23 protein-coding genes, 1 other RNA gene and 1 pseudogene are annotated in these 22747 nt (G+C 50.4%); 11 read left to right on the top strand and 14 right to left on the bottom strand.

The window, feature by feature from the left end; translation table 11 throughout:
• The 4 genes from QZT94_RS06090 to QZT94_RS06105 all read right to left on the bottom strand — a co-directional run.
• Positions 1-188, bottom strand: a 188-nt coding sequence (locus QZT94_RS06090) for a DUF2800 domain-containing protein (RefSeq protein ID WP_363928438.1), incomplete at its 3' end; no start/stop codon positions are given.
• Positions 145-555: a hypothetical protein gene (locus QZT94_RS06095; RefSeq protein WP_296763015.1), complete on the bottom strand. Its 411-nt coding sequence runs from the start codon at positions 553-555 to the stop codon at positions 145-147. The genes QZT94_RS06095 and QZT94_RS06090, both read right to left, overlap by 44 nt.
• Positions 552-806, bottom strand: coding sequence for a hypothetical protein (locus QZT94_RS06100; protein WP_296763017.1), 255 nt, complete (start codon positions 804-806; stop codon positions 552-554). The genes QZT94_RS06095 and QZT94_RS06100 overlap by 4 nt, the downstream gene beginning before the upstream one ends.
• Positions 807-1334 (bottom strand): sigma-70 family RNA polymerase sigma factor, encoded by a 528-nt coding sequence (locus QZT94_RS06105; RefSeq protein WP_296763020.1) that lies wholly within the window; start codon positions 1332-1334, stop codon positions 807-809.
• Between the two features lie 467 nt (positions 1335-1801).
• Between QZT94_RS06105 and QZT94_RS06110 the strand changes: the two genes are divergently transcribed.
• Genes QZT94_RS06110 through QZT94_RS06125 form a run of 4 tightly spaced genes read left to right on the top strand, consistent with a single transcriptional unit; the run spans position 1802 to position 5085 of the window.
• The gene (locus tag QZT94_RS06110) at positions 1802-2929 is read left to right on the top strand and encodes an ABC-three component system protein (protein WP_270625962.1); all 1128 of its coding nucleotides are present in this window, start codon (positions 1802-1804) and stop codon (positions 2927-2929) included.
• Entirely contained in the window at positions 2926-3153 is a 228-nt protein-coding gene (locus tag QZT94_RS06115) for an ABC-three component system middle component 7 (protein ID WP_270625961.1), read from the top strand. Before QZT94_RS06110 ends, QZT94_RS06115 begins: the two co-directional genes overlap by 4 nt.
• Positions 3143-4864, top strand: coding sequence for a DUF2326 domain-containing protein (locus tag QZT94_RS06120; protein ID WP_270625960.1), 1722 nt, complete (start codon positions 3143-3145; stop codon positions 4862-4864). Before QZT94_RS06115 ends, QZT94_RS06120 begins: the two co-directional genes overlap by 11 nt.
• Positions 4861-5085: a helix-turn-helix transcriptional regulator gene (locus tag QZT94_RS06125; RefSeq protein WP_270625959.1), complete on the top strand. Its 225-nt coding sequence runs from the start codon at positions 4861-4863 to the stop codon at positions 5083-5085. Before QZT94_RS06120 ends, QZT94_RS06125 begins: the two co-directional genes overlap by 4 nt.
• Before the next feature lie 82 nt (positions 5086-5167).
• Here QZT94_RS06125 and QZT94_RS08930 read toward each other — a convergent pair whose 3' ends face one another.
• From QZT94_RS08930 to QZT94_RS06140, 4 genes and pseudogenes are all read right to left on the bottom strand, one after another.
• Positions 5168-5470 carry an IS3 family transposase gene (locus QZT94_RS08930; protein ID WP_363928439.1) on the bottom strand — a complete coding sequence of 101 codons (303 nt, stop codon included), beginning with the start codon at positions 5468-5470 and terminating at the stop codon, positions 5168-5170.
• Complete coding sequence (locus QZT94_RS06130) at positions 5463-5654, bottom strand: hypothetical protein (RefSeq protein WP_270625958.1); 192 nt, start codon at positions 5652-5654, stop codon at positions 5463-5465. Before QZT94_RS06130 ends, QZT94_RS08930 begins: the two co-directional genes overlap by 8 nt.
• A gap of 354 nt (positions 5655-6008) precedes the next feature.
• The gene (locus tag QZT94_RS06135) at positions 6009-6263 is read right to left on the bottom strand and encodes a hypothetical protein (protein WP_270625957.1); all 255 of its coding nucleotides are present in this window, start codon (positions 6261-6263) and stop codon (positions 6009-6011) included.
• 207 nt (positions 6264-6470) lie between these two features.
• Positions 6471-7696 (bottom strand): annotated as a pseudogene (locus QZT94_RS06140) (IS3 family transposase).
• 271 nt (positions 7697-7967) lie between these two features.
• On the opposite strand from QZT94_RS06140, the gene QZT94_RS06145 reads away from it, so the two are divergent.
• Genes QZT94_RS06145 through QZT94_RS06175 form a run of 7 tightly spaced genes read left to right on the top strand, consistent with a single transcriptional unit; the run spans position 7968 to position 15147 of the window.
• Positions 7968-9668 carry a carbamoyltransferase C-terminal domain-containing protein gene (locus QZT94_RS06145; RefSeq protein WP_296773289.1) on the top strand — a complete coding sequence of 567 codons (1701 nt, stop codon included), beginning with the start codon at positions 7968-7970 and terminating at the stop codon, positions 9666-9668.
• Positions 9646-10821, top strand: a complete 1176-nt coding sequence (locus QZT94_RS06150; RefSeq protein WP_270625954.1) for an amino acid--tRNA ligase-related protein — start codon at positions 9646-9648, stop codon at positions 10819-10821. Before QZT94_RS06145 ends, QZT94_RS06150 begins: the two co-directional genes overlap by 23 nt.
• Positions 10821-12050: an ATP-grasp domain-containing protein gene (locus QZT94_RS06155; protein ID WP_296763030.1), complete on the top strand. Its 1230-nt coding sequence runs from the start codon at positions 10821-10823 to the stop codon at positions 12048-12050. The genes QZT94_RS06150 and QZT94_RS06155 overlap by 1 nt, the downstream gene beginning before the upstream one ends.
• 41 nt (positions 12051-12091) lie before the next feature.
• Positions 12092-12607, top strand: a complete 516-nt coding sequence (locus QZT94_RS06160) for a hypothetical protein (protein WP_296763032.1) — start codon at positions 12092-12094, stop codon at positions 12605-12607.
• 2 nt (positions 12608-12609) lie between these two features.
• Positions 12610-13149: a hypothetical protein gene (locus QZT94_RS06165; protein WP_296763034.1), complete on the top strand. Its 540-nt coding sequence runs from the start codon at positions 12610-12612 to the stop codon at positions 13147-13149.
• The gene (locus tag QZT94_RS06170; protein ID WP_270625949.1) at positions 13146-14294 is read left to right on the top strand and encodes an MFS transporter; all 1149 of its coding nucleotides are present in this window, start codon (positions 13146-13148) and stop codon (positions 14292-14294) included. The genes QZT94_RS06165 and QZT94_RS06170 overlap by 4 nt, the downstream gene beginning before the upstream one ends.
• Positions 14295-14337: 43 nt before the next feature.
• Positions 14338-15147 carry a class I SAM-dependent methyltransferase gene (locus QZT94_RS06175; RefSeq protein WP_270625948.1) on the top strand — a complete coding sequence of 270 codons (810 nt, stop codon included), beginning with the start codon at positions 14338-14340 and terminating at the stop codon, positions 15145-15147.
• Positions 15148-15857: 710 nt separating this feature from the next.
• On the opposite strand, the gene ssrA is transcribed toward QZT94_RS06175, so the two are convergent.
• From ssrA to QZT94_RS06205, 6 genes are all read right to left on the bottom strand, one after another.
• Positions 15858-16232, bottom strand: a transfer-messenger RNA (tmRNA) gene (ssrA, locus tag QZT94_RS06180).
• Between the two features lie 139 nt (positions 16233-16371).
• Positions 16372-17232 (bottom strand): sulfite exporter TauE/SafE family protein, encoded by an 861-nt coding sequence (locus QZT94_RS06185; RefSeq protein ID WP_270625947.1) that lies wholly within the window; start codon positions 17230-17232, stop codon positions 16372-16374.
• Positions 17229-18593, bottom strand: a complete 1365-nt coding sequence (locus tag QZT94_RS06190) for an anaerobic sulfatase maturase (protein ID WP_072509527.1) — start codon at positions 18591-18593, stop codon at positions 17229-17231. Before QZT94_RS06190 ends, QZT94_RS06185 begins: the two co-directional genes overlap by 4 nt.
• Positions 18586-19716: an ROK family transcriptional regulator gene (locus tag QZT94_RS06195; RefSeq protein WP_296763040.1), complete on the bottom strand. Its 1131-nt coding sequence runs from the start codon at positions 19714-19716 to the stop codon at positions 18586-18588. Before QZT94_RS06195 ends, QZT94_RS06190 begins: the two co-directional genes overlap by 8 nt.
• A gap of 31 nt (positions 19717-19747) precedes the next feature.
• The gene (locus tag QZT94_RS06200; RefSeq protein ID WP_072509529.1) at positions 19748-21286 is read right to left on the bottom strand and encodes a sulfatase-like hydrolase/transferase; all 1539 of its coding nucleotides are present in this window, start codon (positions 21284-21286) and stop codon (positions 19748-19750) included.
• Between the two features lies 1 nt (position 21287).
• Positions 21288-22745, bottom strand: a complete 1458-nt coding sequence (locus QZT94_RS06205) for a sugar porter family MFS transporter (RefSeq protein ID WP_072509530.1) — start codon at positions 22743-22745, stop codon at positions 21288-21290.
• Positions 22746-22747: the final 2 nt, after the last annotated feature.

The raw sequence follows: 22747 nt of genomic DNA on the forward strand, positions 1-22747 counted from the left end.
AGTTTCCACTCTGCAAGCGCGTGAGCGATGGTGACTTGTTCGGCAGCCGCCGAAGTAGAATCCGGCACGCCCGCCTCCACTAGGGCTGATGGTGGGCACTTCAGCCACCGGTGCGCCCCAGAAGCTGATAAGAGGGCGTGTTGGTCAGGCATCAGCAAGTCCCTTCGCCCGCGTAAGCAACCATCCATAATTAGCTGGATCTACTTCCGAGAGACGATCAGCCCCCGCATCCAAAATCAGCTGACGTACCTGCTTGGTCAGTCCTTGACTGGACAGGTCAGAAAGAACCGCGCGCACATCCTCAAGTGAAAGCTCCAAAGCCGGAGTTTCAACCTGAGGCGAATCTTCTGCCTGCGCCGGGTCATGTTCAGCTGCTGCAGCCTCAAGGGCTGGTTGAGCGAGCTGGGCCGCAGCAATAGGACGCGCACCGCTCGCGCCAACGTGATCCTCGAAGCCTTGCCAGGCAGCCGATTCCACATCAGCCGCTAGACTAGTAACCAGCTCGGCAACACGATTAAGAGCAGCAATAACGTTGTTCGCTTGCGTGATGTTCACTTCGATTCACCGCCTTTAGCCACACCGACAGCTTCAGCTAGAGCCATCAAAGAGTCATCGGGTTTTTCACACACTTGGACTTCCACACGGTCTGCATCGTCGCCTGGAAGCAGAATCGCCATCTTGTGACGAGGACGGCTCCTTCCGAACACCTTCCGCAGCAAATACCGCGAGGGACGAATCTGGCGAGTAGCAAGCAGCGCGTCCTGGTCGGGTCGGCGAGCAATTTTGATCTTGAGTTTCGTAGTCATTTATTTTGTTCCTTCCTGAGCGCTGCCTTGTGCCTCGCTCAAAAGAAGGCCAGAAACATCTGCAGAGTTAACCCCTAAAGTAATCAGCGCCTGTCGTAATCGCTCCGTGGCTTTCTTCAACGTTTTCGAGATCGCTGCTTTTGACACGCCCCGCTCGGCTGCCACTTCGACCGCTGGACGACCTTCGATAAAAACCGCGATTACAACCGAGCGCTGCACTTTGGGTAGGTTCGCGATTGCATCTAGCAGTATCTTTCCCACTACACGGATAGCGTTTTCTTTCTCTTCGATAGTTTCCTTGTCACAAACGATGTCTTCGGGAGATGGGCTAGCTCCAGCCTTTTGCGAGCCGTAGGCGTTGTAGACCTCCCAAGAGCAGAACCTGACGCCTTTGCGGTCTTGACGGTGATATCCGTGTTCGTTGTTGTATTCCTGGCGGTCGAGCTCAGTGACGATTTCAACCCAACGGTCTTCGGCTTCAACAACAATCGGATCACCAACGACGGACTGGTAAGTAATGAATCCCATGAGTGGGGTTCCCTTCTTCTAAAGGGAGACCCGCTCGAGGAAGCAAGCTCGCGTGTCAATGAATCCAGGCATGACGGGGTAGAGAAACGAGAAGGCAGGCACCCAGATGGATGCCTGCCACTTGCTTCTCTTACGCGTCTCCTTGATAGTTGACGGCCTTGTGTGATCAGCACGCGGCACCTTGTAGGAGCACCGGCCACGGACGCGGCTGGTTCACCTCATCGGGTTCACGCCGTCGACTGTGTGAACCCTGCTCTCCAGAACATCGCGTCGAGGTCACGCTCGTGTCGTGTCGATCATCTGCCGCATCCTGTAGTAGAATGTGAAGAAGTTCTTCACGAACGTGATTCGGTGCAGTGTTGTCCGAAGAGCTGTTTTCAGGCTACGAACATGGCTGTTCGTAGCCGTGAGAAACCGTGAGGGGCTTTCGTGAGAAACCGTGAGACTTTTTCGAGGGCAGGAGGGCGATGAAGTTCTTTGAACTCGCTGACGCGCTCCACCCTCTCGTGCCCGGAGGTCTTGCTCGTGCACCTTATCTGCGGGAATTGATCTCGATGTTTACGACCGTGACCGAAGCCGAGTGGGCAACGCGTGCTGATCCTTCCACGTTGCCCAGTGATGCGACGCTGGAGCGAATGGCTTCGACCGACAAGGCTTTCACGAAGAAGCTCGCCAAGGCGATTACTGCCCGCTGGGGGGTCAAGAATTTCGTCACCGTACTTGATGATCTTGAGCTTGAAACTCAGCAGCTGATCACTGACAACATTGCCGCCTACGGCGAGCAGGTACGGCTCGATCATTTCCCCGAAGATGTTGCACGCCTCCTTGTTGAGGTCGTTCACGAAAAGGCGGGCACCGATAATGGGAAGGCCAAAGTACTTGCCGAGATCGCTGTGCAAGCAGCTCGGGTGCGATACGAAAAGCTTCTCCTCGCACGCTCACGCGGATGTACGAATTGTGGCAGACCGCTGGGAATCTCATCCCACGGACAGCAAACCGACTCGTATGCGATCGTCTTCCTCGACTGTGAAGAGAACGAATACTCCGCTGATGATTTCGCGGTCGTGTGTAAGCCTTGTGGGGAGAAATACGAGCTCAGTCACACGCCACAAGATGTAACCAAATTGCGCCAGTCCAATAAGGCGCTGTCGTTGAGTGACCGGGTTGATGAGGGTCTTGTTCCACTCGGCTTGGATCAGAAAATCACGCAGTTGCTCATCGCGATCCATAACCTTCCGATTGAGGATCTCGCCACGGACGTGACCTATGACGTGATGCCGATGCAAGCGAAACTCGATGATGTGAAACTTGTGCGGCGGGTGCGTGACCACATGAGTATTTACGAGTCGGTTGTGCGGGAGAAAGCTAAAGCCCTGGAAGAAGCCGGGAAACTCGATTTTGAGCGGATGCGGGATGATATTTGGGGTGCGTGGCGTGTTCTAGTTGATGCAGGGCTGAGCCAAGATGAGGTGTGGGCACGCCTGACCGAGTGGATCGACCAGCACACGCAGGTTGATGAATACGCCTGCGGTGTTGTGGTGTCATTCATGACCCAGATCTGTGAACTGTTCAAGCCTGGGAGGCAGATACTGTGATCCGTCTGCCGAACAAGCTCTACCATTTCAACGAATCCGTGCTCGCTGACTTCGTCACGATTCTCAAAGCCTTAGGCGATGAACCGATCTCGGTGCTGGAACTCCAACGAACCCTCGCACAGGACCTACATACCGAAGACCTCATCAACGCTCTGACACTGCTACTCACAATCGGCACCCTTGACATCGATGTCAGTGAAGGAGTGATTCGTCGTGCTCACTAGATTATGGTCACCTGCGTTCAAGAAGGACGGCGAACCCCGCCCTGTCATCTACCTGCATGCCGGGTTGAACATCGTTGAAGGCGCAGACGAGGCACAAAACTCCATCGGCAAGTCCACGCTGCTCCAAATCATCGACTTCATCTACGCCGGGAATGACTTCCTTAACTCTGACGCCGTACGACTCCCGCAAGCAGTCGGCCACCACGCCATCCACTTCACCCTCAGACTGAACGGCACGGAGCACCACTTCGTTAGAGCCACCGACCGGCCCGGGTTCGTGACCCGATACAGTGACCCGAACTGGCGTGAGGCCGTAGAAGACCTCAGCCTGGGCGACTACCAGCAGTTCCTGCTCGATGAGTACGGCCTCGAGGAAACAGGCGGCACGTGGCGTGAGCTCGTTGGACGATTCAGCCGCGTCGATGAACGCGACATGGCGCTCCTCGACAGGCCACTGGCCGCAGCTGCCCGTGCCAACGACATCGAAGGCGCGAAAGCACTCCTGCGGCTGTTTGGTGCCTACGAGGAGATCGAGAAGATCCAGTCCCGTTACGACAAGGTGCGCAAAGAGGTCGACGCGCTCAGCGCGATGGCGAAAGGCAAGTACTCCAACTACATCAAGTTCACGACAAAGAAGGAACGCACCGCCGCTCAGAAGGAACTCCTCCAAGCCCGCAGTGAAGCGAAACAGCTTCGCACCCACGCTGACCTCGACCTGTTCGAAGCCGAGCGTAAAGCCAGGCACGAGCAGGCGCAGCGCCGCGCCGAGCTACGACCACTCACACAGCAACTCGACGCGATCAACAGCAGACTCACGATCGTGGAGGCGACCCTTTCTGGGCAGACGCGCATCACCACCCGTGACCTGGAAGAGTTCTACGAGTTCTTCCCTAACGCGAACCGTGAATCCTTGGAAACCATCGAGTATTACCACCACCAGCTCACCGGCATCCTTGAAGACCAGCTCCGCGAGCAGCAGCGCCACTACCAGGCACAAGCAGCTGAGCTGCAGGTCGCCATCAACAATCTGCAAGCGCAGATTCTGGCGCTCGGCGAATCCGTGCAGCTCGATGACGAGATCTACGACCAGTCCGCCCACCTGCAAGCCAGGATAGACCGCCTCGAAGAACAGATCCGCACCTTCGACCACAACCAAGAGCTCAAGAAAGAACGCAAACAGCTCAAACACGACATCGATGAGGCGATCCCCAACACCCTCGGGCATCTCACTGAGACGATCAACGCACAGATGAAAACCGTCAACAATACTCTCTATCCGCAGCAGCACCGCAAGAGCCCGCTGTTCACGTTCAAGGCCGCGACCAAGGGCGTCTCCTACACGTTCGACCACAACGGTGACACTGGCTCCGGTGCTAAGGCCAAGAACCTCATCGTGTTCGATCTCTCCGTCCTACACAGCACACCGCTACCATTCCTCATCCACGACTCAGCAATCATCAAACCCGTCGCCTTCGCACCCGTACGAGCGCTACTCGCCATCTATGCCAGCAGCGGCGCGCTCGAAAGTGGTGCGGGTGAACCCAAGCAGGTGTTCTTCTCCTTCGACGCCACCAAAGCCTACGGCACCGGAGCCGAGCAAGTCGTTACCGAAAACCAAATCATCCACCTTGACGAAGGCACCGAAGCCCTCTACGGCTTCACCTGGAACCTCGAAACCGACCAGCACGAAGCAGGAGACAACCAGCCGTGACCATCACCTTCAAACCACTATGGAAACTCCTCATCGATCGAGACATGACCCGCGAGGACCTACGCCAGGCCACAGGCCTATCACCAGCCACCATCGCTAAACTCGGCAAAGACGGCAACATCACCACCGACGTCCTAGCCCGCATCTGCGCCGCACTTGAGTGCGATGTTGCCGACATTTGTGCCGCAGTTGCGCTGAACGAGGATGGGGTAAATGACTAACAGCTTTGACTTCGGCCACGCGAACGCAGGACAGCGCAAAGCATTCGAAGCACCATAATGTCAGCCAAGCCCACAGCAGACCCTAGCAAAGGAAGACACACTCAAGTCGAGTGGCTCGAAAAACCCAGCCCACACCATTACCGTGCCAGGTTGAATCGAACTGGAAATCAAGAGCCCACACGTCACCCGGGTACTGGCCAGCAGGAACATCACGATCTGTAGCCACAGCCAGACGCTTGCGCTTCTTACGTGGCAACACGCGCAGTCCTTCTTCATGCCACAGGCGGCGCAACGTCTCCCGGCACACCCCATACCCTTCAGCAAAAGCCGTCATCCAGGCACGCCGGTGTCCCCACCGACGATGATTCTTCGCAAACTCATGCATCCACGCGTAGGTCTGCGTACTTATCCGGCTTGCCCTCACAGGCTCTCGCACGCCGATAGGCGCTACGGGAGAGCCCGACAATCCGGCAGGCAAATCTTTGACAATAGCCCAGCCCGACCAGATGCCAGATGGCATCATGGCGGCGAGCTGGGCTTAGAAGTTTCCCTCCGATAGCTGTTTCCACGCCGCTTTCTCCAGCTCAGTCTAACCAAGCAGGCGCTTCAGACGCGTGTTTTCCTCACGTAGACGCTGGAGTTCTTTCGCTTCGCTGTTCGTCATCGACCCATACGTTGCCTACCACCGATTCAGCGTGGCTTCGCTAATCCCGAGTTCGGTGAGAATCTGAGCCGTCGTCGATCCTGATTCCCTCAACTCCCGTGCTTTGTCAAGCTTGCGAACAATTTGTTCGGGCGTGTGCTTACTAAACTTTCTCACCATTACTCCATTCTCCCCACCTAGTGGCAGGGAATCAACGGACAACACTCAAGACACCTGGACCCAAAAACCAAGGACACTCCAGCTGTGCGGAATCATAAAGCTAGTATGCTCCGCGGTCAGCGTATGATTCTCCATTTGGCCCGTAGTGGTCATGCCCTTTGTCACTGTAAAATTTTTCGCCGGATACATGACCCTTTGCGATAAGAGTTTGTCCCTCACGGCTGTTTTGACCAAAAGAGACCGTGACTTCTTCCCCAGATTCAGTGGTGGCATAAACAGGTGCTGTCCAGTTGCGGTCTCCGCCTGCATTTTCCCCGGTTCCAAATTCTGGATTTCCTTTAGGGTTATCTCCCATTTCAATCACTTCCTCGTCAACTTGAAATATGAGTTTTGTACCTAACCAAAAGCTGCTTTTGCCAACACACAGCCATCTCAATTGTATCTTTACCTCGCCTATACCGCTAGAGCTCGGCGTACCTTATGTATTTTGAGCGCGAAGGCGGTGTGGTGCCTCATTTAGTTTGAGCGCGAAATTGAAGTGTCCTGGGTTTTGTTCCGCTTTTTATACGGGGGTCAGCTCGCTGACCCGAGTTTGATTATACATATCGATGATGTCGGCTGGAGTGCGGTATCCGAGCGCTTCGTGTAGGCGCTCATTGTTCCACCAGTGCACCCAGTTCATGGTGGCGAACTCAACCTCTGTCAGTGATACCTAGGGGTGGGAGTAGATCAACTCAGCCTTATACAGGCCGTTGACCGCTTCGGCTAGCGCGTTATCGTAGGAATCACCCACCCTCCCCGTGGAGGGTTTGATTCCCCAGTGAGCGAGTTTGTCGTTATAGGTAATACTCGTGTACTGAGATCCGTGATCTGAGTGGTGGACCAAGCCAGACAGGTGCTCTTTAGCGTTCATGACTGCCTGCTCTAACGCTTCCAGCGGTAGAGCCTCTGTTTGCATGGTCGATCTGGTTGCCCAGCCTACAATCTTTCGGCTATAAACATCGGTTAGGAACGCTGTATACACGAACCCCGATAGGGTTCGAACATACGTGATATCAGCAACCCATAGTTCGTTGGGCTTACTGGCCGTGAACTGCCGGTTCACCAAATCCGGGCGAGAATCTGGTACTTGAGCGGGTCTGGTTGTTATTGCTGTGCGTCCCCGGCGAACACCAGCAATCCCAGCGATCCTCATGATCCTAGCGACCTGGTCACGATCAATATCCCAGCCCGCGCGCCTGGCTGCGTGCCACATCTTGCGAATACCATAGACGCCAAAATTGTGTGCGTGAATCTCGCGTAGTTCTTCAGCAAGAATCCGATCACGAATGCTTCTGGCGCTTGCTGGTCTGCTCTTGGCTAGCCGGTAGCCGCGAGAGTTAATAAACCCTCCTTCCAAGCTAGCCCTAAGTGTCCGGCAAATCGGCTCGACCCCGAAACGACCCCTATATTCGTCAATATAAGCAATCATCATCGGGCCGGTCGGTCGAGCTCCGCTGCGAAAAAAGCCGAAGCAGTTTTCAAAATCTCATTCGCCCGGCGCAGCTCCGCATTCTCGCGTTTGAGCCGTTTGACTTCCTCATGTTCTTCACGGGTCATCCCTTGCCACTCACCCGTGTTAACAAGATGCTGCTCATACCAACGGCGCAATGACTCGTTTGCGATCCCCAGCTTCGGAGCAATCTCATTAACCGCCCTCCACTGCGAACACGAGCCATCACCAGCTAAGCGATCCACGAGCATACGCACCGCCCGATCCTTAAACTCCTGAGAATACCTCTTAACCATGCCTCAATCCTCTCAAAAACGAGTAGGAACAAAACCCAGGACACTTCTAAACAGCCCAAACTACTTTTAGCTTCAACCGGAGAGCGAGCATTGGTCAGGTAGCTCCTGTCAGCTCAATACAAATTTGTTTAGCTAGGTTAGCCTATAGTAACTTAGTTGTTCATAAGTAATAGTGCGGTTAATTATCGGATAATTATCGGAATACGATTGGCGGGGTTTTTGGATCTTGCGACGCTGATGATGCCCATCCAAGCTCTAAGGAGAGTAGAAAATGACAGTCGTCGTGGGTATTAATATGTCTAATCATCCAGAAACTGGAAAGCCAACCGCTGACGGTGGAGTGGCAATCGCTATTGACAACGTGGTGCGCTATGCCTGCGCAGAGGAGCGGGTTAGTCGATTGAAGTATGATGGCGGTTTCCAACGTAGTCTGCGTAATGGAATGGACGCACTCGGTATTACAACAGATGCTATAGATGTGGTTGGTCTGGTTGGTTTCGGGCAACAGGTTGGTGCGGAGTTGCCTAGCTATTTGGCAAACGAGGTACGAGCTGAGGTTGGGAAACAGGCGCGGTTGGTATATTGCAGCTCGCACCATGAAGGACATGCTTGGGCAGCGATTGGTCAGCTGTCCCTTAAAGACGCTTTAGTGGTCGTCATCGACCATAGTGGCAGCGTCATTGAATCGGCTAAGGGTGGACTTGATGACGCGCGGGTTGAGCAAACCTCTTATTACCTGTGGCGGGATAATTGTCTAAAACTCGTTTCGAGAGATCATGACGCTCCTGGCGAGATTGGATATGGTCGTTTCTACAGCAAGGTTACCCGATACGTTGGTTTCGGCAGTTATCATGATGCTGGCAAAATGATGGGCTTAGCTCCGTGTGGTGCGAGAGAGCGGATTGGTTTAATCCCTTTGGCCTTCGAATCGAAAGGAGGAAGGGAAACTACAGCTGTCACAGACGATGTATACAGTGAGGATGGACTTGTTGATCTGTCAATATGGCTCCGGGATCACGGCTCTACGCATCCCTATTTGAAAGCTTGGGATTTCGGGGATATTACTGCGGAAGGCGCAGATTTAGCGGCTTGGGGTCAGCTCAGTTTGGAATCCTCGGTGTTGCGACGGGTGCGCCCGCTGGTCAAAGAGTATGCTCCCGCGCATGTCATTGTCTGTGGGGGTGTCGCGCTAAACTCAGTACTGAACGGTTTGCTGGCACGTGAGCTGACTAGCGATGTGAGAATCCCCGATTCCCCTGGTGATGCCGGGCTGTCCGTAGGTGCCCTTCAATTCGCCCTGAGATCCACGGGTAATGAGTTACTTAGTGGTTTCACCCCATACATCGGTCGACAATACACTGCTGATGAGGTGCAAGCGGCGCTCTCTTCGCTCCACAGCGATGACTATATGGTTGTGAAGCTTGATAATCCGATTAGTGCTGCGGCCGACGCACTGGCTCAGGGACAGGTAATCGGTTGGTTCCGAGGTCGTAGTGAATTCGGGCCGCGCGCCCTGGGTAATCGTAGCATCCTATGTGCAGCTTCCAATCCCTGGATAAAGGAAAAAGTGAATGGATTTGTAAAGAAACGTGAGTGGTTCCGACCCTTCGCTCCGGCTGTTTTAGCTGAGCGCGCCGATGATTACTTTGAGATGGGCGGTTCGGACAGCCCTTATATGATGAAAACAGTGTTTGCTAGAGCTGACCGTAAACACGAGATTCCATCTGCTGTGCATGTTGACGGCACTGCGCGAGTGCAAACCGTCTCCCTCGAGGACAATGCTGATTTTCACGCACTGATTGCCGCCTATGAGCGTCGAACGGGCATACCCGTGTTGATGAATACCAGCTTCAACGAGGGTGGTATGCCTCTTATTGAAACGCCAGGTGATGCGGTTAAGGCCTTTGTTAGCTTTGGTGCTGGTATGGATCGGCTCTATGTGGAGAACTATGAGATACGACGCGCTAACTAATCAGGGACTACCTTCGCGACAGGTTGATTTAACAGGCGTGGTGATTCGTTATGACCGGTTCTCTGCGACTTTCATTCGAATCCTATTGCAAATTGATGGTCTCTATATTTGGGCGGTCCGGAGCAGCAAATCAATTTCGAAAGCTGATAGCCAGCATCCGAGGATTGGCGCTTTAGTGCGGGTGACCGGACACTGGAAGATATTTAAGGGAAACTACGAAATTGAGGTAGAGACTCTCGAAATCGTTGCGCAGTCTACTTGTTGGGCTGGTGGCAGACCAGCACGTTCGACCGAGCTACTTGGTTTGCGCTCTCTAGTGGTTCGAGAAATGCATGCTTTGTTTCGAGATTGGGACTATATGCCGGTTCAATCTCCGACAATCGTCTCGGAGTGGGCACTCGGAGATACGGTACCTTTTGAGATGCAATTTTACGATCGCAAAGAATTTCTTTCCATCAGTAATATGATCTATCACCAGATGCTCGCTTGCAATGGGTTTAACAGCTTTTATGAGATTGGTAAGCTGTTTAGGCGGGAGACGCCTAGTAGCCGTCGCAAGTTGGCAGAGTTCACTATTGTAGATATCTCGCGAGTTGGAGTTGGTATCGACAGTATCATGAGCGATTTCGAGCGGCTCATTTTAGCAAGTGTAGCAATCTTGAATCGACATGCTAATTATATAACTGCTATCGAAAAGGTAGATTTTGAGACCATTCGTTGGACCGATTTGACTGCGCTAGCAGGCGGTAGTGGTGGTAATGGCTCTCAGCTCAACTCAGCTTGCAGACAATATCTAGACAAGCACTATGACTCATTCGTTTGGGTTACAGGTTTCCCTGTTGAGAAACGACCATTTTACACTAAAGCCACTGATGGTTTTTCCCATGATTGTCAGCTGTGGTATCGCGGGCGGCTCTATTTGGTAGCGGGTAGTCAGGTGGAAACTGATCCGAAGCTATTACGTGAACGGATTCGCGCCAAAGGGTCTCACCCTAGTCGGTATCGTGATTTTTTTGATGTCGTAGATGCTGGTATGCCGCTGGTGAGCATGGCTGGTATGGGACTCGAAAGATTCCTATCGCTGGTTCTCACCGATACAGTCGCTGCTGACTTCGCGGTGTCTCCGCGTTATAAGAATGGAAGAGTTTTTTGATGAGAAGAAAAATGATTGTCTGCTTGAAGTTCCCGGAATTTCTTTTGTCTCGTGTGCTAAAGCTGGGGGCTGAGGTGATTTTGGTTCGTGATGCATACGATGTTTTGAACGAGCCATTATCTGATGAAGTACGGACTCGGTTGCGTGCTGTTTACGAGGTCGACCGGCTGGATTCGATTGAAGAAATGTCTGGTGTTTTTGTTGACCTGGAGTTGAAGTATCCAAGAGCCATTTCTTCGGTACTTTCCGGAGCTGAGTACGGCATGTTTAGCGCTGCATATCTGCGGAGTGCGCTGGGTCTCGACCCACGCGAGCCAGACTTGGCTATTACAGTACGAGATAAGCGATGGATGAAAAAAGCATTCTCTGATGCCGGAATCCCGTGCGCACCTATTATTTCAAATTACCAACCGGGAGATTCGGTGCCGAAAGAAATGTTCCCAATTGTTGCGAAACCAGCGGCTGGAACAGGATCTTTTAACACGGCGATTCTGCAAACAGCGGACGATTTAGATGCCTTTGTCTCGACAGAACAATTACATCCAGCGCTTGCGTCGCATCAGTGGGCGATCGAACAGAAGTTGGAAGGGGATGAATACCACGTAGACATGATCTGGCAGGGTGGTGAGATTGTTTTTACCAGTGTAGGTCGCTATATGGTACCTCGCCTTGTTGCGCTAGATAAGCCGTCACGTAATGGATCGATTATTCTCTCACCTGAAACGCACGCTGAACTTTATAGAAGCTTTGGCGAATTAATGACCAAGTTTGGTGTGGCAAAAGGGTTAACATCCGGAGTTACGCACGCAGAATTTTTTGTTGACGCCAACGGTCAGCCTTATATATCTGAAGTGGCTACCCGTTTTGCTGGGGGGGCTGTCCCAGAGGCGATTAATGCAGCATTCGGAGTCGACATTATCGATGCGTGGCTTAAAGTAGAATTGGGGCTTGAACCGGACCTCACAGGGTGTGCGGAAGGATATCGATTGGCCGGTTGGTTGGCCGTTTCACCGACTAAAAATGGGCAGATACGTGCTGTGCCCACCAAGGCAGAATACCTGGCTAGTGAGGGAGTAGTCGATGCTGTGGTCAAAGTTGCACCTGGTCAGGACTATAGGCATGACAATCCCTCTAATTGGTGTGTGCTGGTCACTATCGCTGCACCGGATGAGAAGTCATTTATGGGTCGCTGTGATGATTTGTACGCAAGGTTACCAATCCAAGTTTGATTCTTCTGTACAAAATAGTTCTATACCAAATAGGAGCAATAATGATTCTTACCGGCAATGAAATAGCGCGGGAGGTTAGTCTGAGGCGTATCAAGATTTCGGGATTCAATCCAGCGCGATTGTCCACCAATTCTTACGATTTATCGCTTGGGTCAACGCTATTGAAATACACAGAAGATGTTCTCGATCCACGCGTTGAAAACAGTTACAGTACCTTTCAGATTGAGCCAGACGGTTATAGAATGCGGAAAAATGATTTTTTGCTCGCAGAAAGCCGTGAATACGTGGGTAGTGATCACTATGTTCCAATTATCCATGCCAAATCGGGAACCGCGCGCCTAGGCTTGTTCGTACATGTGACTGCTGATCTAATAGATATTGGCAGCTACGGAAAGATAACCTTTCAATTGTACTCGACGCTTCCCGTGATGCTACGACCAGATTGGCTTATAGCTCAGGTATCTTTTTGGGTTCCGAAAGGGGACATCGAGCTCTACGATGGTAAGTATAACGGGAGCGAAGGACCTGTCGCCTCGCGTGCCTATTTAGGGAAGTAGACATGATTCTGACTGGAAGTCATATTTCAGCGGAGCGGGCCGCAGGTCGGATAGTGTTGGATCCTTTCGCCAGCAATCAGATAAACCCGAATAGCTACAACTATCGTTTGGGATCCTCTTTAAAAATACCCACCGTGCACTGTGATGGAACGGTCACTTTTGAAACCCTAAGAATAGGCGCGAAGGGTCATGTGCTGCAGCCGCATACCATGTATCTTGGATCTACTTTAGAGCTAATCGGTAGCTATGTGTACGCTATGTCCTTGATTGGACGTAGTAGCCTCGGTCGTCTTGGTCTTTTTTTACAGGTATCAGCTAATCTTGGACACACCGGATCTGCGCATCACTGGACTCTAGAATTGGTTGCTGCGCAACCAATTCGGATTTATCCCGGCATGATAGTAGGTCAAGTTACATTTTGGGATAATGTCGGCGACATTCCAAAGAATAATAGTTTTTTTGCGCGACAGCATGTGCCAACTGAGTCCCGGTTTATGGCTGGTTGGGCGTTACCCAAGGCGGATGGAAAAAACGCCTTATGATTCCCTTGCATTTGACGCCCTACCGTACTGGTCTGGTATTCTCTGCTGCCAGACTAATACCTAGCAGCTTCTCTTTTATCTACCTTTTGAACAAAGGTCTGAGTCTATCAGACGTCAGTAGTGCGCGTTTAGTTCAGCTCCTAGCTTTACTTGTTCTTGAGGTTCCCTGTGGGGTCTTAGCTGATCGTTTTGGACCGCGTCTGTCGCTCCTTATATCCGTATTTGCTTCTGCCTCCTGGCTTGGTGTTATGGTGTTAGTTGATAATCTGGCTACGTTGATTGTTGCTGAATTACTTAACGCTGTCTCGCTGTCACTATTCAGCGGCTCATTCGAGATATTGCTACGCGATACTCACAAAGCCAAAAATCCGTTGGCGAACTTCGGTAAAAATCAGTCGCTCTGGATTGCAGTAGCGTCTGTCTTTGGCGCACTCTTTGCAACTGTAGTTTCTCGTCAGGCTGCGTGGATTCTAGCTGCCGTAATACAGGCATTGTTGTTTTTGCTGCTTTGGGGTGATATTGGGAGAAGTCGCCGGGATTCTCTGGCGGTTCCTACTTATTTTTCTTCAGGGGAAGAGTGCGAGTTGAGGCGTATCTTCCTTAGCGTTCGATTTGTGCCAATTGGTTTGTGGATAGCTTTTACTACTCCGACTCTTGTGTTCGATGTTTTACTTCAGTTTTGGCAGCCGATTGTCGTGATGTTCGGGATTCCATCCGAGAATAACGTTCTTCTGGTGTTGATCTCGCTTATCGTCATGGTATCGATGTCGATGGGGGGTGCTCTGGAAGAGATGGCGGTTCGACGCTGGGTCATCCCGACTGCTATCGCTGTAATGCCATTGCTGAGTATGATGGTGTTTGTTACTGACGGTGTTCCCCGACTCTTCTTGGCTGTGCTTGCGATTTGCCTGCTTGTCATCGTGTCAACCGCGATGCGTAGCCGTGCGACATATCAAGTCACTCAGGCTGTTCGAGGTGACGTAGAAGTCACAGCTTTCAGCTTGGTATCTGCGATTTCGCGGGTAATTTCAGGCTTACTGATTGCAGCTGTTGGAGCCTTCCTAGGCTCTGTTTCCAGCGTGATAGTGCTTGTGCTTATGCTTACGGCATTAATAACTATTTGTTTTTTGGTTGAGCGTACCTGAGGAGACACGATTGTGCATGGCATAGTTATCTAGTTTCGGAGGAATGATGACGCAGAATTTGAAGTATTGGTCTGAGTTAGCCGAAATCCACAGTCGTGGTGATTATTATCCGGTAGAAGAGGTGATTAAGGGAGGCAACACGCTACGGGAGATAGAGCTTGAAATGTTAGCTAATCCCGAGGGGCGACGATTATTGCACTCACATTGCCACATAGGTCTCGACACAATCTCTTTGGCTCGGTTTGGTTTTCTTGTAACAGGGATTGACTACTCTCCAACCGCAGTACAGCACGCTCGACGAATAGCTGATCTAGCAGGCGTTCAAGGTTGCAAGTTCTTGGTTGCAGATAGCAGTGAACCTGCCGACCCCACTATAGCCGGTACCTTCGATATCTACTATGCGTCTTACGGCGTGTTGGTTTGGGTTCCCGATGTTGAAATATGGTTTAAAAGCGCAGCTACCTATCTAATGCCCGGAGGAGAGCTAGTGCTGATTGATGAGCACCCGTATGCTGCTACTTTCGATAGCGGAGAGGCTAGCGAGTATCCGCCTGTGTCTGCGCCATATTGGCAGACAGCCGGTCCCTATATCACTAGGAATGAAAAGTCGTACTCTGGTGATTCTGATTTGATTATTCAGAACGCTCAGACCAAATGGCCACACGCGCTTAGTGAAATTCTATCCGCAGCGAGTATAGCTGGGTTTCGGGTAATTGAACTGTTAGAGTACCCATTCTCGCACTATCGGTCAGTTCCCGAGATGATTGTTGGAGATGACTATTATTATCACCATCCGCGATGGTCTGAGAGTGTACCCTTTCTATTTTCGCTGAAACTAATAAAGGAGAGATAAGAGGAATAAACCAATATAGGCTATGCATCGCCTAAGTCTGCGTACAATATCGTGGCGAACTAATCATTGAATCGCTGTCAAACTTGTTGTGGATGGGAAAGATAAAAGTGTGAAGCGGTTTAACCTGACTTGCAAAAACCATTCTTCACGACGGGGAGAGTCAACAGGAAGTTTTTCCAACAGTCTCAGATGCTCTCCGTTATAGGCGTACAAACCCGACGCAAGCTCCTCAATATTTCGAGCAACAACCAGCACTACACCGAGTCAGTGCGTCTATGGAAATATGCGTACAACCTACGTAATCGTTACTAGTATAACACCAGCGACCGAGACGGATCACTACACAACCGCAAAGGCTCGGCAGTACGCTCCCACTAACCCACGCCACGCCCGTAAAATAATCCGCACCCCCTTTTGGGCATTAACCAGGATTTTGCTTATTTAGTATCTGAACCGAAGCCAACCGGTCAATTTATCGGGGACATCTTCTAGCGCCAAGCCATACTTTTTAGCGGAAGCCAAACAATTTAGCGGCTATGCCGAGCAGTCACACCAGCACCCCAAAACCAGACTTTGCGGGCCCTATACTACCCCAAACCCAAGCACCACGAACCATCGAGTAAACCGTCAATAACGCCCTGACAAGACATTTCACCCACCCGAGGGCAGAAAAATAGGACGCCCACTTTGTATCAAAATGAGCGTCCTAGTGGTGGAGCCGCGGGGAATCGAACCCCGGTCCAACGAATCCAGCAGTAGTATTCTCCGTGCGCAGTTTGCATAGCGTATTTCTCAGTCCCAGCCTTACCTGCAAACAAGTGGCTGACAGGCTCAGTTACTAAAAAGTCGCTGTCGCCTCAGTAACCAAGGTGACAACCAGTGGCTTCTTAAACAACGCCAGAATCTAAAGCAGAAGCATCTTTAGGCTGACGGACTTTTAAAGGCTCGGCGCTTAGGCAGCCAGAGCGAAGTCAGTGCGGTTATGTTTAGCACTTATTTTTTCGTGAAGAACGTTATCGAGATGACCTCACATTCTCGGCACGCTTCCCTACAATCAGTATCCGCTGTCGAAACCGATCGACCCCTATTAATTTTATAAACACCCAACATCACTTATTAAACACTCAGTGTGAATGCTCTGACCATTATTTCTATAAACCGATTTTTAGTCAAGAGAAATATGGCACGGAAAATGTAAATAGCCAACCGAACAACTGACTGGTGTTACGCCCCTAATAACGTGGCGCTCAGCATATAAACAGCTACTAGCAGCAGCAATATGGCAAACAGGAATGTCAAAGTAGTGGATTTGGCTTTGCGGGTTAAGCTAGCGCCAATCGGACCTCCAATCATTGAGGCGAGGGCGAACGGCAGTACGCTCAGGTAATCAATCTGGATAGCGGTGCCCATTCTGGCAGCTAATCCTGCCATTGCAGCAATCACCATCACCAATAGGGAAGTAGCCGATGCCTCTTTCATGTCGAAATGCATTATCAAAGTGAGGGCGGGTACTACCGCAAATCCTCCGCCTACCCCAAAGAATCCGGTTAATACCCCGATAAGAGCGGCTGAAATAATAATAGTTATCCAGTGATGTAGGCGAGACTTGGAGCTGGGGGAGTTTTCATTTCCCTGGGAAGTTTTATTACAAACTTGCTGATTCCCATCCGTATTGGGGGACCTCATTTGTGGTTTCCCACCGGTCACATTCCCACCGGCCTCATTTTTTTCTTTAGCTGCCTTGTGAAACATTAATCCGGCAACTATTAGCAGCAGGGCAGAAAACAGATACATTAATAGCTTCGCTGAGACCAGAGAGTTTAGGAACGACCCTAAAAAAGAGCCGGTAATTGAAAGCACCCCAAATACTGCCCCTTGTTTCCAATGCACTTCTTTACGTCTGCCTATCAGGGCTATTAGGGAGGTCGCGCCCACGATTAGTAGCGAACCAGCGGCGGCATTATGGGGAGACTGTCCCAATAGATAGACCAGTATGGGAACCGAGAGGATTCCCCCTCCTGCCCCAAGTAGACCGACGATTACGCCTACGCAGATTCCAATTACTGCCGGCAAAAGTAGGCTCATTGTCTTCTTCCTTTAATCAATGCTTCTTTCATAATATCTGCTGCTGGTCTACCGCTAGCTACTAGCGCAGCCATCTGCTGCAAGGTAGGGAAAATATTGCGATAGAAATAGTGATAACCAGGACATAAATAGTTTTGAGGCGGATCCAAAGGTGTGGAGTCCTCCAGTTGGTACGGATTTCGTCTAGTCGTGGCCGATTTGACTGCTTCTGGCGGTGATAGGCGTTTACTGTCTGAGGTGATAAAGCGATCTTTAGGACAGCCCCCATAACAAAGTCGCAGGTATGGACAGTGTAGGCATTTTTGACTTAGCTGGCTCTTTTTCTTAGCGAATTCTTTAGCGCGTTCGGTATTAGCTAGGTTGAAAAAGTCTTTATCGCGCAGGTTTCCCAGTTTCCAATCTGGTTCTACCCAATGGTCACAGGCATAAACATCGGCGTTAAACTCCAGGGCGAAGTTGTTTCCACAACTTGGAGCATGTACGCAGTTGCTTATTTGCCCGAACATTGCGGCGAGAGCTGCGTCAAAATCTTGGACGAATACTTTTCCCACATCGTGACGTAGCCATTCGTTGAATACCTCCAGCAGAAACACTCCGTATCTTTCTGGCTCTACACTACGAGAGGTAACCGCCTGACCTTGCTGCCTATATAGTATCCCTACCTTTTCGTTTGATAGATTACTGTCTTTTCTTGATCTCCAACCGGCTTCTGCCTGGGCTAAATCTTTGTCATTAACTCTTTCAACTATGGGGATGAATTGAATAAAATCTGCCCCTAAAGAATCACGAAAATACTGGTAAACTTCCTGGCCATGGTCTTGGTTAGCGTGATGTATAGTGCATAAAATATTGCATTTGACTCCGTAGTTCTGGAGGTGTTCCCAGCCTTTTAACACCATATTTTGGGTGGGGCGACCAGCTCGGTTGACTCGATAGGTGTCATGATATTGTTCTGGTCCGTCAATGGAGATTCCCACCAGGAAATCGTTATCGAACAAAAACCTTGCCCATTCGGCATTTATCAGAGTGCCATTGGTTTGCAGGGCGTGTTTAACTACTTGCCCAGGGCGTCGATATTTGTCACAAAGTTCTAGAGCTAATTTATAAAAATCTAGACCCCGTAACGTAGGTTCTCCGCCTTGCCAAAGCATAGTTACGTTTCCATCAGGCTGGGCTTGCAGGAAACGCTGAATATACAGTTCGAGAGTCGCTTCGCTCATTGTTTGCTGCCGTGCGTTGTACAGCAGCTCTTTAGAAAGGAAAAAACAATACTTACAGTCCAGGTTACAGGCAGCTCCGGTCGGTTTGGTCACTACTGCAAATGGTAGTTGCCGGTTTGAAAGTGTCTGAGGGTTACTCATAGATTTTACCTATTGACTCTTCTCGTCTTCTTACAGCCAACTCGTTATAAACCGCTGCCACTGCCCCTAAGGCAACGTCACTATCAGCGAGCTTGGCGGTTACTATTTTGGGATTATGAAATAGGCGGGGAGCTACTGCTGCTGCTATTTGCTTCGACAGAGCCGGGAAGGTGTCTATGAGTTCTCCCCCTAGAACGATGGTTTTCGGATTATACAAGAGGGCTGCATATTCAATTCCTTGAGCAAGATAGGATAGTGCGCGCTGAAGAATATCTACGGTTTCAAGGTCGCCTGCCTGGGCTTTTTGAGCGAACTCGGTAAGGTTGCTAACTTTAGCTAAGCTGCACAGGGCGGGTACGCTAGTGAACTGTTCGAGGCATCCGGTGCGTCCACAATAGCAGCGTAAGTCTTGCCCCGCGGCAGGAAGATGTCCCAGTTCACCTACGATTACTGGCGAACCGGTAGTAGCATTATCTACCGTAAAGCAGCAGCTGACTCCGCCAGATATACGTATATATAGTTGCCTGTCTCCTTGGTCAGGTTGTGTTGATCGCGATTCCCCTAGCCCAGACATTTCTACTACGTTTTTAGTTACTGTCAGGCATTGCCAAAATTTGGATACTGTTTGTTCTACGCTGTTGGTTAGGTGAGGTGAGATGGGTTCGGGAATACCTACTCCCACTCCAGACAAAGAAGTTAAGTCGAGTTCTTTTAGTTTTGCGTTATCGCTGATTAACTGACAGATACTGGCTAGAGGTTCGGTCCAGTCAGAAAAAGAGCAGTAATCTTTACTAGATTTATCGAGCACATTTCCGGCGCGATCCATAATGAGCGCAGTGGCGTTATTGCGGGCAATGTTGATCCCGATTGCGTGGCCGGTTTTTTCTCGTAAATATAGGGTCTCACTTGGGCGGCCGCGAAGACGTAAAGGTGTTTCGTCCTCTGTTACTCCGGTAACGCTGGCAATACTATTAGTGTCAAAGAGCCTGGTGAGAGCGCGGCTTAGGGTTGGTCGCGATACTTTTAACGCTCTAGCTAGCTCCCTGCGAGAAGTGGGTGCTTGGCTTAGGTGCTTGACGATTCGGTTTTCTAATTCAAACGGATCGCTTAGCCGCGTTCTCATCCAGGCTCCTTTCTAGTGTATTTATCTACTATTAGTCAGTGAGTACTTCGTCAAGGTCAGACCGGGCGGTGTTGACCAAGGGAATGTCGAAATCGGTCATTGCTGCCATCCATTTTGCGAAAGAATGGTCGCCACGTTCTCGTAGTTGTTTATACAGTTCAGTGGCTAATTCTTTGCGGATTTCGTCGTAAACTGGCACGGTATAGACATTATTCATTTCTGCTGGATCTACTCGTAGATCGTACAACTCGTTGATAGATTCATGATTCATTACCAGTTTGAAATCTTTAGTGCGCAGCATTCTTTGTTGTAGCGGGAAATGGTGCCCATGGAACTCACACACGATGTTTTCGCGCCAGTTGGGAACTTCATTTCCTCGGGTTAAGTCCACAATTGAACGTCCGTCCTCGACTAGGTTTTCTGGAAGTCCTGCTATTTCCATGACGGTAGCCGGTAAGTCAATCAGCGAAATGAACTTCTCGCTGCGTCCTACTTTGGACACCCCGGGAATATGTGCGATAAAGGGAACGTTGTAAATGTCATCGTACATCGCTGGCCCTTTGTCATTCATTCGGTGCGAACCGGTAAATTCACCGTGATCAGCACAAAAGAACAAGGCAGTATCATCTAGTACTCCGAGTTCGCGGGCTACCTGCATTATTCTGCCAATCTCGTAATCAATCATGGCCACATATCCCCAATATACGGCGATTAGTTTCTTCCACTGTTCGTTGGTGAAACTTGAGGTAGACCAATAGGTTGCATAATTTTGTTGAATTGGCGGCTTACCAAATAGGGTGTCCCCGAAGTTTTCTGGTAACTCCACGTTGTCTGGGTCAATCAGGTCGAACCATTTATCTGGTAAGAAATAGGGTAAGTGGGGGCCGTAATAATGGACGTCCAAGCAGAAAGGTTTACCGCTTTGTTTCCAGTCTTTTGCGTATTCGCGTAGTTTCTCTATTGCCCGGTCGGTCAAGAAACGCTCAAAAGTTGCTTCCTCAGGTTGGTCGAGGCGGGCGGCGATAATGTGTCCGGGTCTGCCTCCTGGTAGCTCTCCTCGCCACAAATCATGGGCTTTCACCGGGGGAAGATTATTCTCTTTGAGCCAGGCGACATATTTTTCGTTCGCAACTGGGTTTTCAGCTCCCCAATAAGTGTCGTCATCGGCTCCGAATTTGTCAGGCAGATTGTATCCGCAGTGGTATTTGCCCACTATACCTACGTTGTAGCCGTGATTTCGTAGTTCTTGTGTATAAGTCCAGCTATCTAAAGGAATGTCTGTGTTGTAGGCGATATTCCATTCCGGATTGGCAAGTACCTGGTGTTTTAGGGGAAGCTTTCCAGTCATTAGGGAGGCTCTGGCGGGGGTGCAAATCGCGGTTGGGGTGAAACAGTTTGTGAAAGCAAAGCCGTTTTCACCTAATTGGTCGATATTTGGAGTTTTAGCATGGGGATTCCCTAGGCACCCAATGGTATCGACTCGGTGCTGATCGGTCATTAGCACCAGAACATTACGTACATTATCTGGGATAACTCGCGTTTTAGCTGTGCTATTGTCGGAAGTACTCATTTTAGATTCCCATCTCCTCAAGTTGTTTTCCAGATGTTTCTTGGACAAATTTTCCGGTGAAGATAACGGCTAGCACACCGAAGACAAAGAAAATCCAGTACACGCCAGCCGGTGACCAGGCAACTAGGAAGGGGAAGAAGAAAACCACTAGGAAGTTGACCAAGAAATCTGCACCGCTGGCTAGAGACATTGCGCCTCCGCGTATCTCGTTGGGGAACATTTCTCCCATCAATATTGAGAATATAGGACCCCAAGAGGAAGTGAATCCCAAGAGGAAAAGGCATAGGGCTCCCACTGCTATCCAGCCTAGGAGAGGTTGGCTAGCAACATCGGCGCTCCCATCCGGGCCGGTGGGGGCGATGGTGAATACGAGAGCCACTAGCCCTAAGGCAACGAATATCATGGTGCCGCCAATCATCAGCATTCGTTTGCGTCCCACTTTGTCAACCAGGAAGATGCCGGTAAGCACCCCCACGATTTTGAAGAAAGTTAGGAGAGTGGTTTGTTGGAATGCCATTTCTTCGCTAAACCCTACAGTTTCAAAGAGCTTATTGGAGTAGAAGAAGATACCATTTGTTCCGGTGAGCTGTTGGAAAGCAGCAATTGCCATAGCGACAAAAACCAGAGGACGCCATTTAGAGGACATAATTTCTTTAATTGTGAGCTTGCGATTTCCGCTTTGTCCAAAAGAAGCCCGAATTTGGGCAATTTTTGCCTCCGGATCTGCTTCTGCAGATACTTTAGCCAAGGTAATAGCTGCTTGTTCGTCTTTACCTACTGATACTAAGAAGCGAGGGGATTCTGGGATTAGTGCCGTCAATATAACGAATGCAATTGCCGGTATCAGTAGACATAAAAACATCCACTGCCAGGCTTTTAGCCCGAACGCCATTACCGCGAGGGATCCTTGTTCGCCGGCAATAGCTAAAATGGCGCTATTAATCCAAGCGGCTAGGAATAGCCCCAGAATAATAGCTAATTGGCGGAAACCGATTAAGCGTCCTCGAATTTCGGTGGGAGAAATCTCTGCCACATAGCCGGGAGCTACTGTAGTGGCTGCTCCGAAGCCGATTCCTCCAATCACTCGACAAAAGATTAAGAAAAAGTATCCTCCCTGAACTCCCAGTAGAGGACTGAAAGCACCGAAAATAGCTTCAAATAGCAGGAAGGGGCCTACTAGTTGTAGAGCTTTTTTGCGTCCAATTCTGTCGGAGATTCTTCCGGCGAATACCGCACCTATTAGACCTCCGATAATGCCTGCTGAACCAGCTAAACCCTGGGCAATAGTTCCTAGTTTGAAATCTCCAGCAACTGCTTTGATTGCTCCATTTAGTACCATTCCTTCGAAGCCGTAAAAGAATGGCCCTAGGGTGGCAATTAGGGCGATGATGGTGGCAGTTTGTCGGGCTTTTTTAACTTTTTCGGGTGGCAGCTCTGCCACCGGGTTTGAAACGCTCATGT

The organism is Varibaculum sp., from assembly GCF_008661855.1.
GTDB classification, from domain to species: Bacteria; Actinomycetota; Actinomycetes; order Actinomycetales; family Actinomycetaceae; genus Varibaculum; species Varibaculum timonense_A.

Excerpts from the sequence above, each read along its gene's own strand:
- QZT94_RS06175 (WP_270625948.1), top strand. The coding sequence starts at position 14,338 with ATGATGACGCAGAATTTGAAGTATTGGTCTGAGTTAGCCGAAATCCAC.
- QZT94_RS06195 (WP_296763040.1), bottom strand. The coding sequence starts at position 19,716 with ATGAGAACGCGGCTAAGCGATCCGTTTGAATTAGAAAACCGAATCGTC.
- QZT94_RS06100 (WP_296763017.1), bottom strand. The coding sequence starts at position 806 with ATGACTACGAAACTCAAGATCAAAATTGCTCGCCGACCCGACCAGGAC.
- QZT94_RS06190 (WP_072509527.1), bottom strand. The coding sequence starts at position 18,593 with ATGAGTAACCCTCAGACACTTTCAAACCGGCAACTACCATTTGCAGTA.
- QZT94_RS06160 (WP_296763032.1), top strand. The coding sequence starts at position 12,092 with ATGATTCTTACCGGCAATGAAATAGCGCGGGAGGTTAGTCTGAGGCGT.
- QZT94_RS06110 (WP_270625962.1), top strand. The coding sequence starts at position 1,802 with ATGAAGTTCTTTGAACTCGCTGACGCGCTCCACCCTCTCGTGCCCGGA.
- QZT94_RS06150 (WP_270625954.1), top strand. The coding sequence starts at position 9,646 with ATGAGATACGACGCGCTAACTAATCAGGGACTACCTTCGCGACAGGTT.
- QZT94_RS06135 (WP_270625957.1), bottom strand. The coding sequence starts at position 6,263 with ATGGGAGATAACCCTAAAGGAAATCCAGAATTTGGAACCGGGGAAAAT.
- QZT94_RS08930 (WP_363928439.1), bottom strand. The coding sequence starts at position 5,470 with ATGCATGAGTTTGCGAAGAATCATCGTCGGTGGGGACACCGGCGTGCC.
- QZT94_RS06205 (WP_072509530.1), bottom strand. The coding sequence starts at position 22,745 with ATGAGCGTTTCAAACCCGGTGGCAGAGCTGCCACCCGAAAAAGTTAAA.
- QZT94_RS06170 (WP_270625949.1), top strand. The coding sequence starts at position 13,146 with ATGATTCCCTTGCATTTGACGCCCTACCGTACTGGTCTGGTATTCTCT.
- QZT94_RS06155 (WP_296763030.1), top strand. The coding sequence starts at position 10,821 with ATGAGAAGAAAAATGATTGTCTGCTTGAAGTTCCCGGAATTTCTTTTG.
- QZT94_RS06145 (WP_296773289.1), top strand. The coding sequence starts at position 7,968 with ATGACAGTCGTCGTGGGTATTAATATGTCTAATCATCCAGAAACTGGA.
- QZT94_RS06200 (WP_072509529.1), bottom strand. The coding sequence starts at position 21,286 with ATGAGTACTTCCGACAATAGCACAGCTAAAACGCGAGTTATCCCAGAT.
- QZT94_RS06165 (WP_296763034.1), top strand. The coding sequence starts at position 12,610 with ATGATTCTGACTGGAAGTCATATTTCAGCGGAGCGGGCCGCAGGTCGG.
- QZT94_RS06105 (WP_296763020.1), bottom strand. The coding sequence starts at position 1,334 with ATGGGATTCATTACTTACCAGTCCGTCGTTGGTGATCCGATTGTTGTT.
- QZT94_RS06185 (WP_270625947.1), bottom strand. The coding sequence starts at position 17,232 with ATGAGCCTACTTTTGCCGGCAGTAATTGGAATCTGCGTAGGCGTAATC.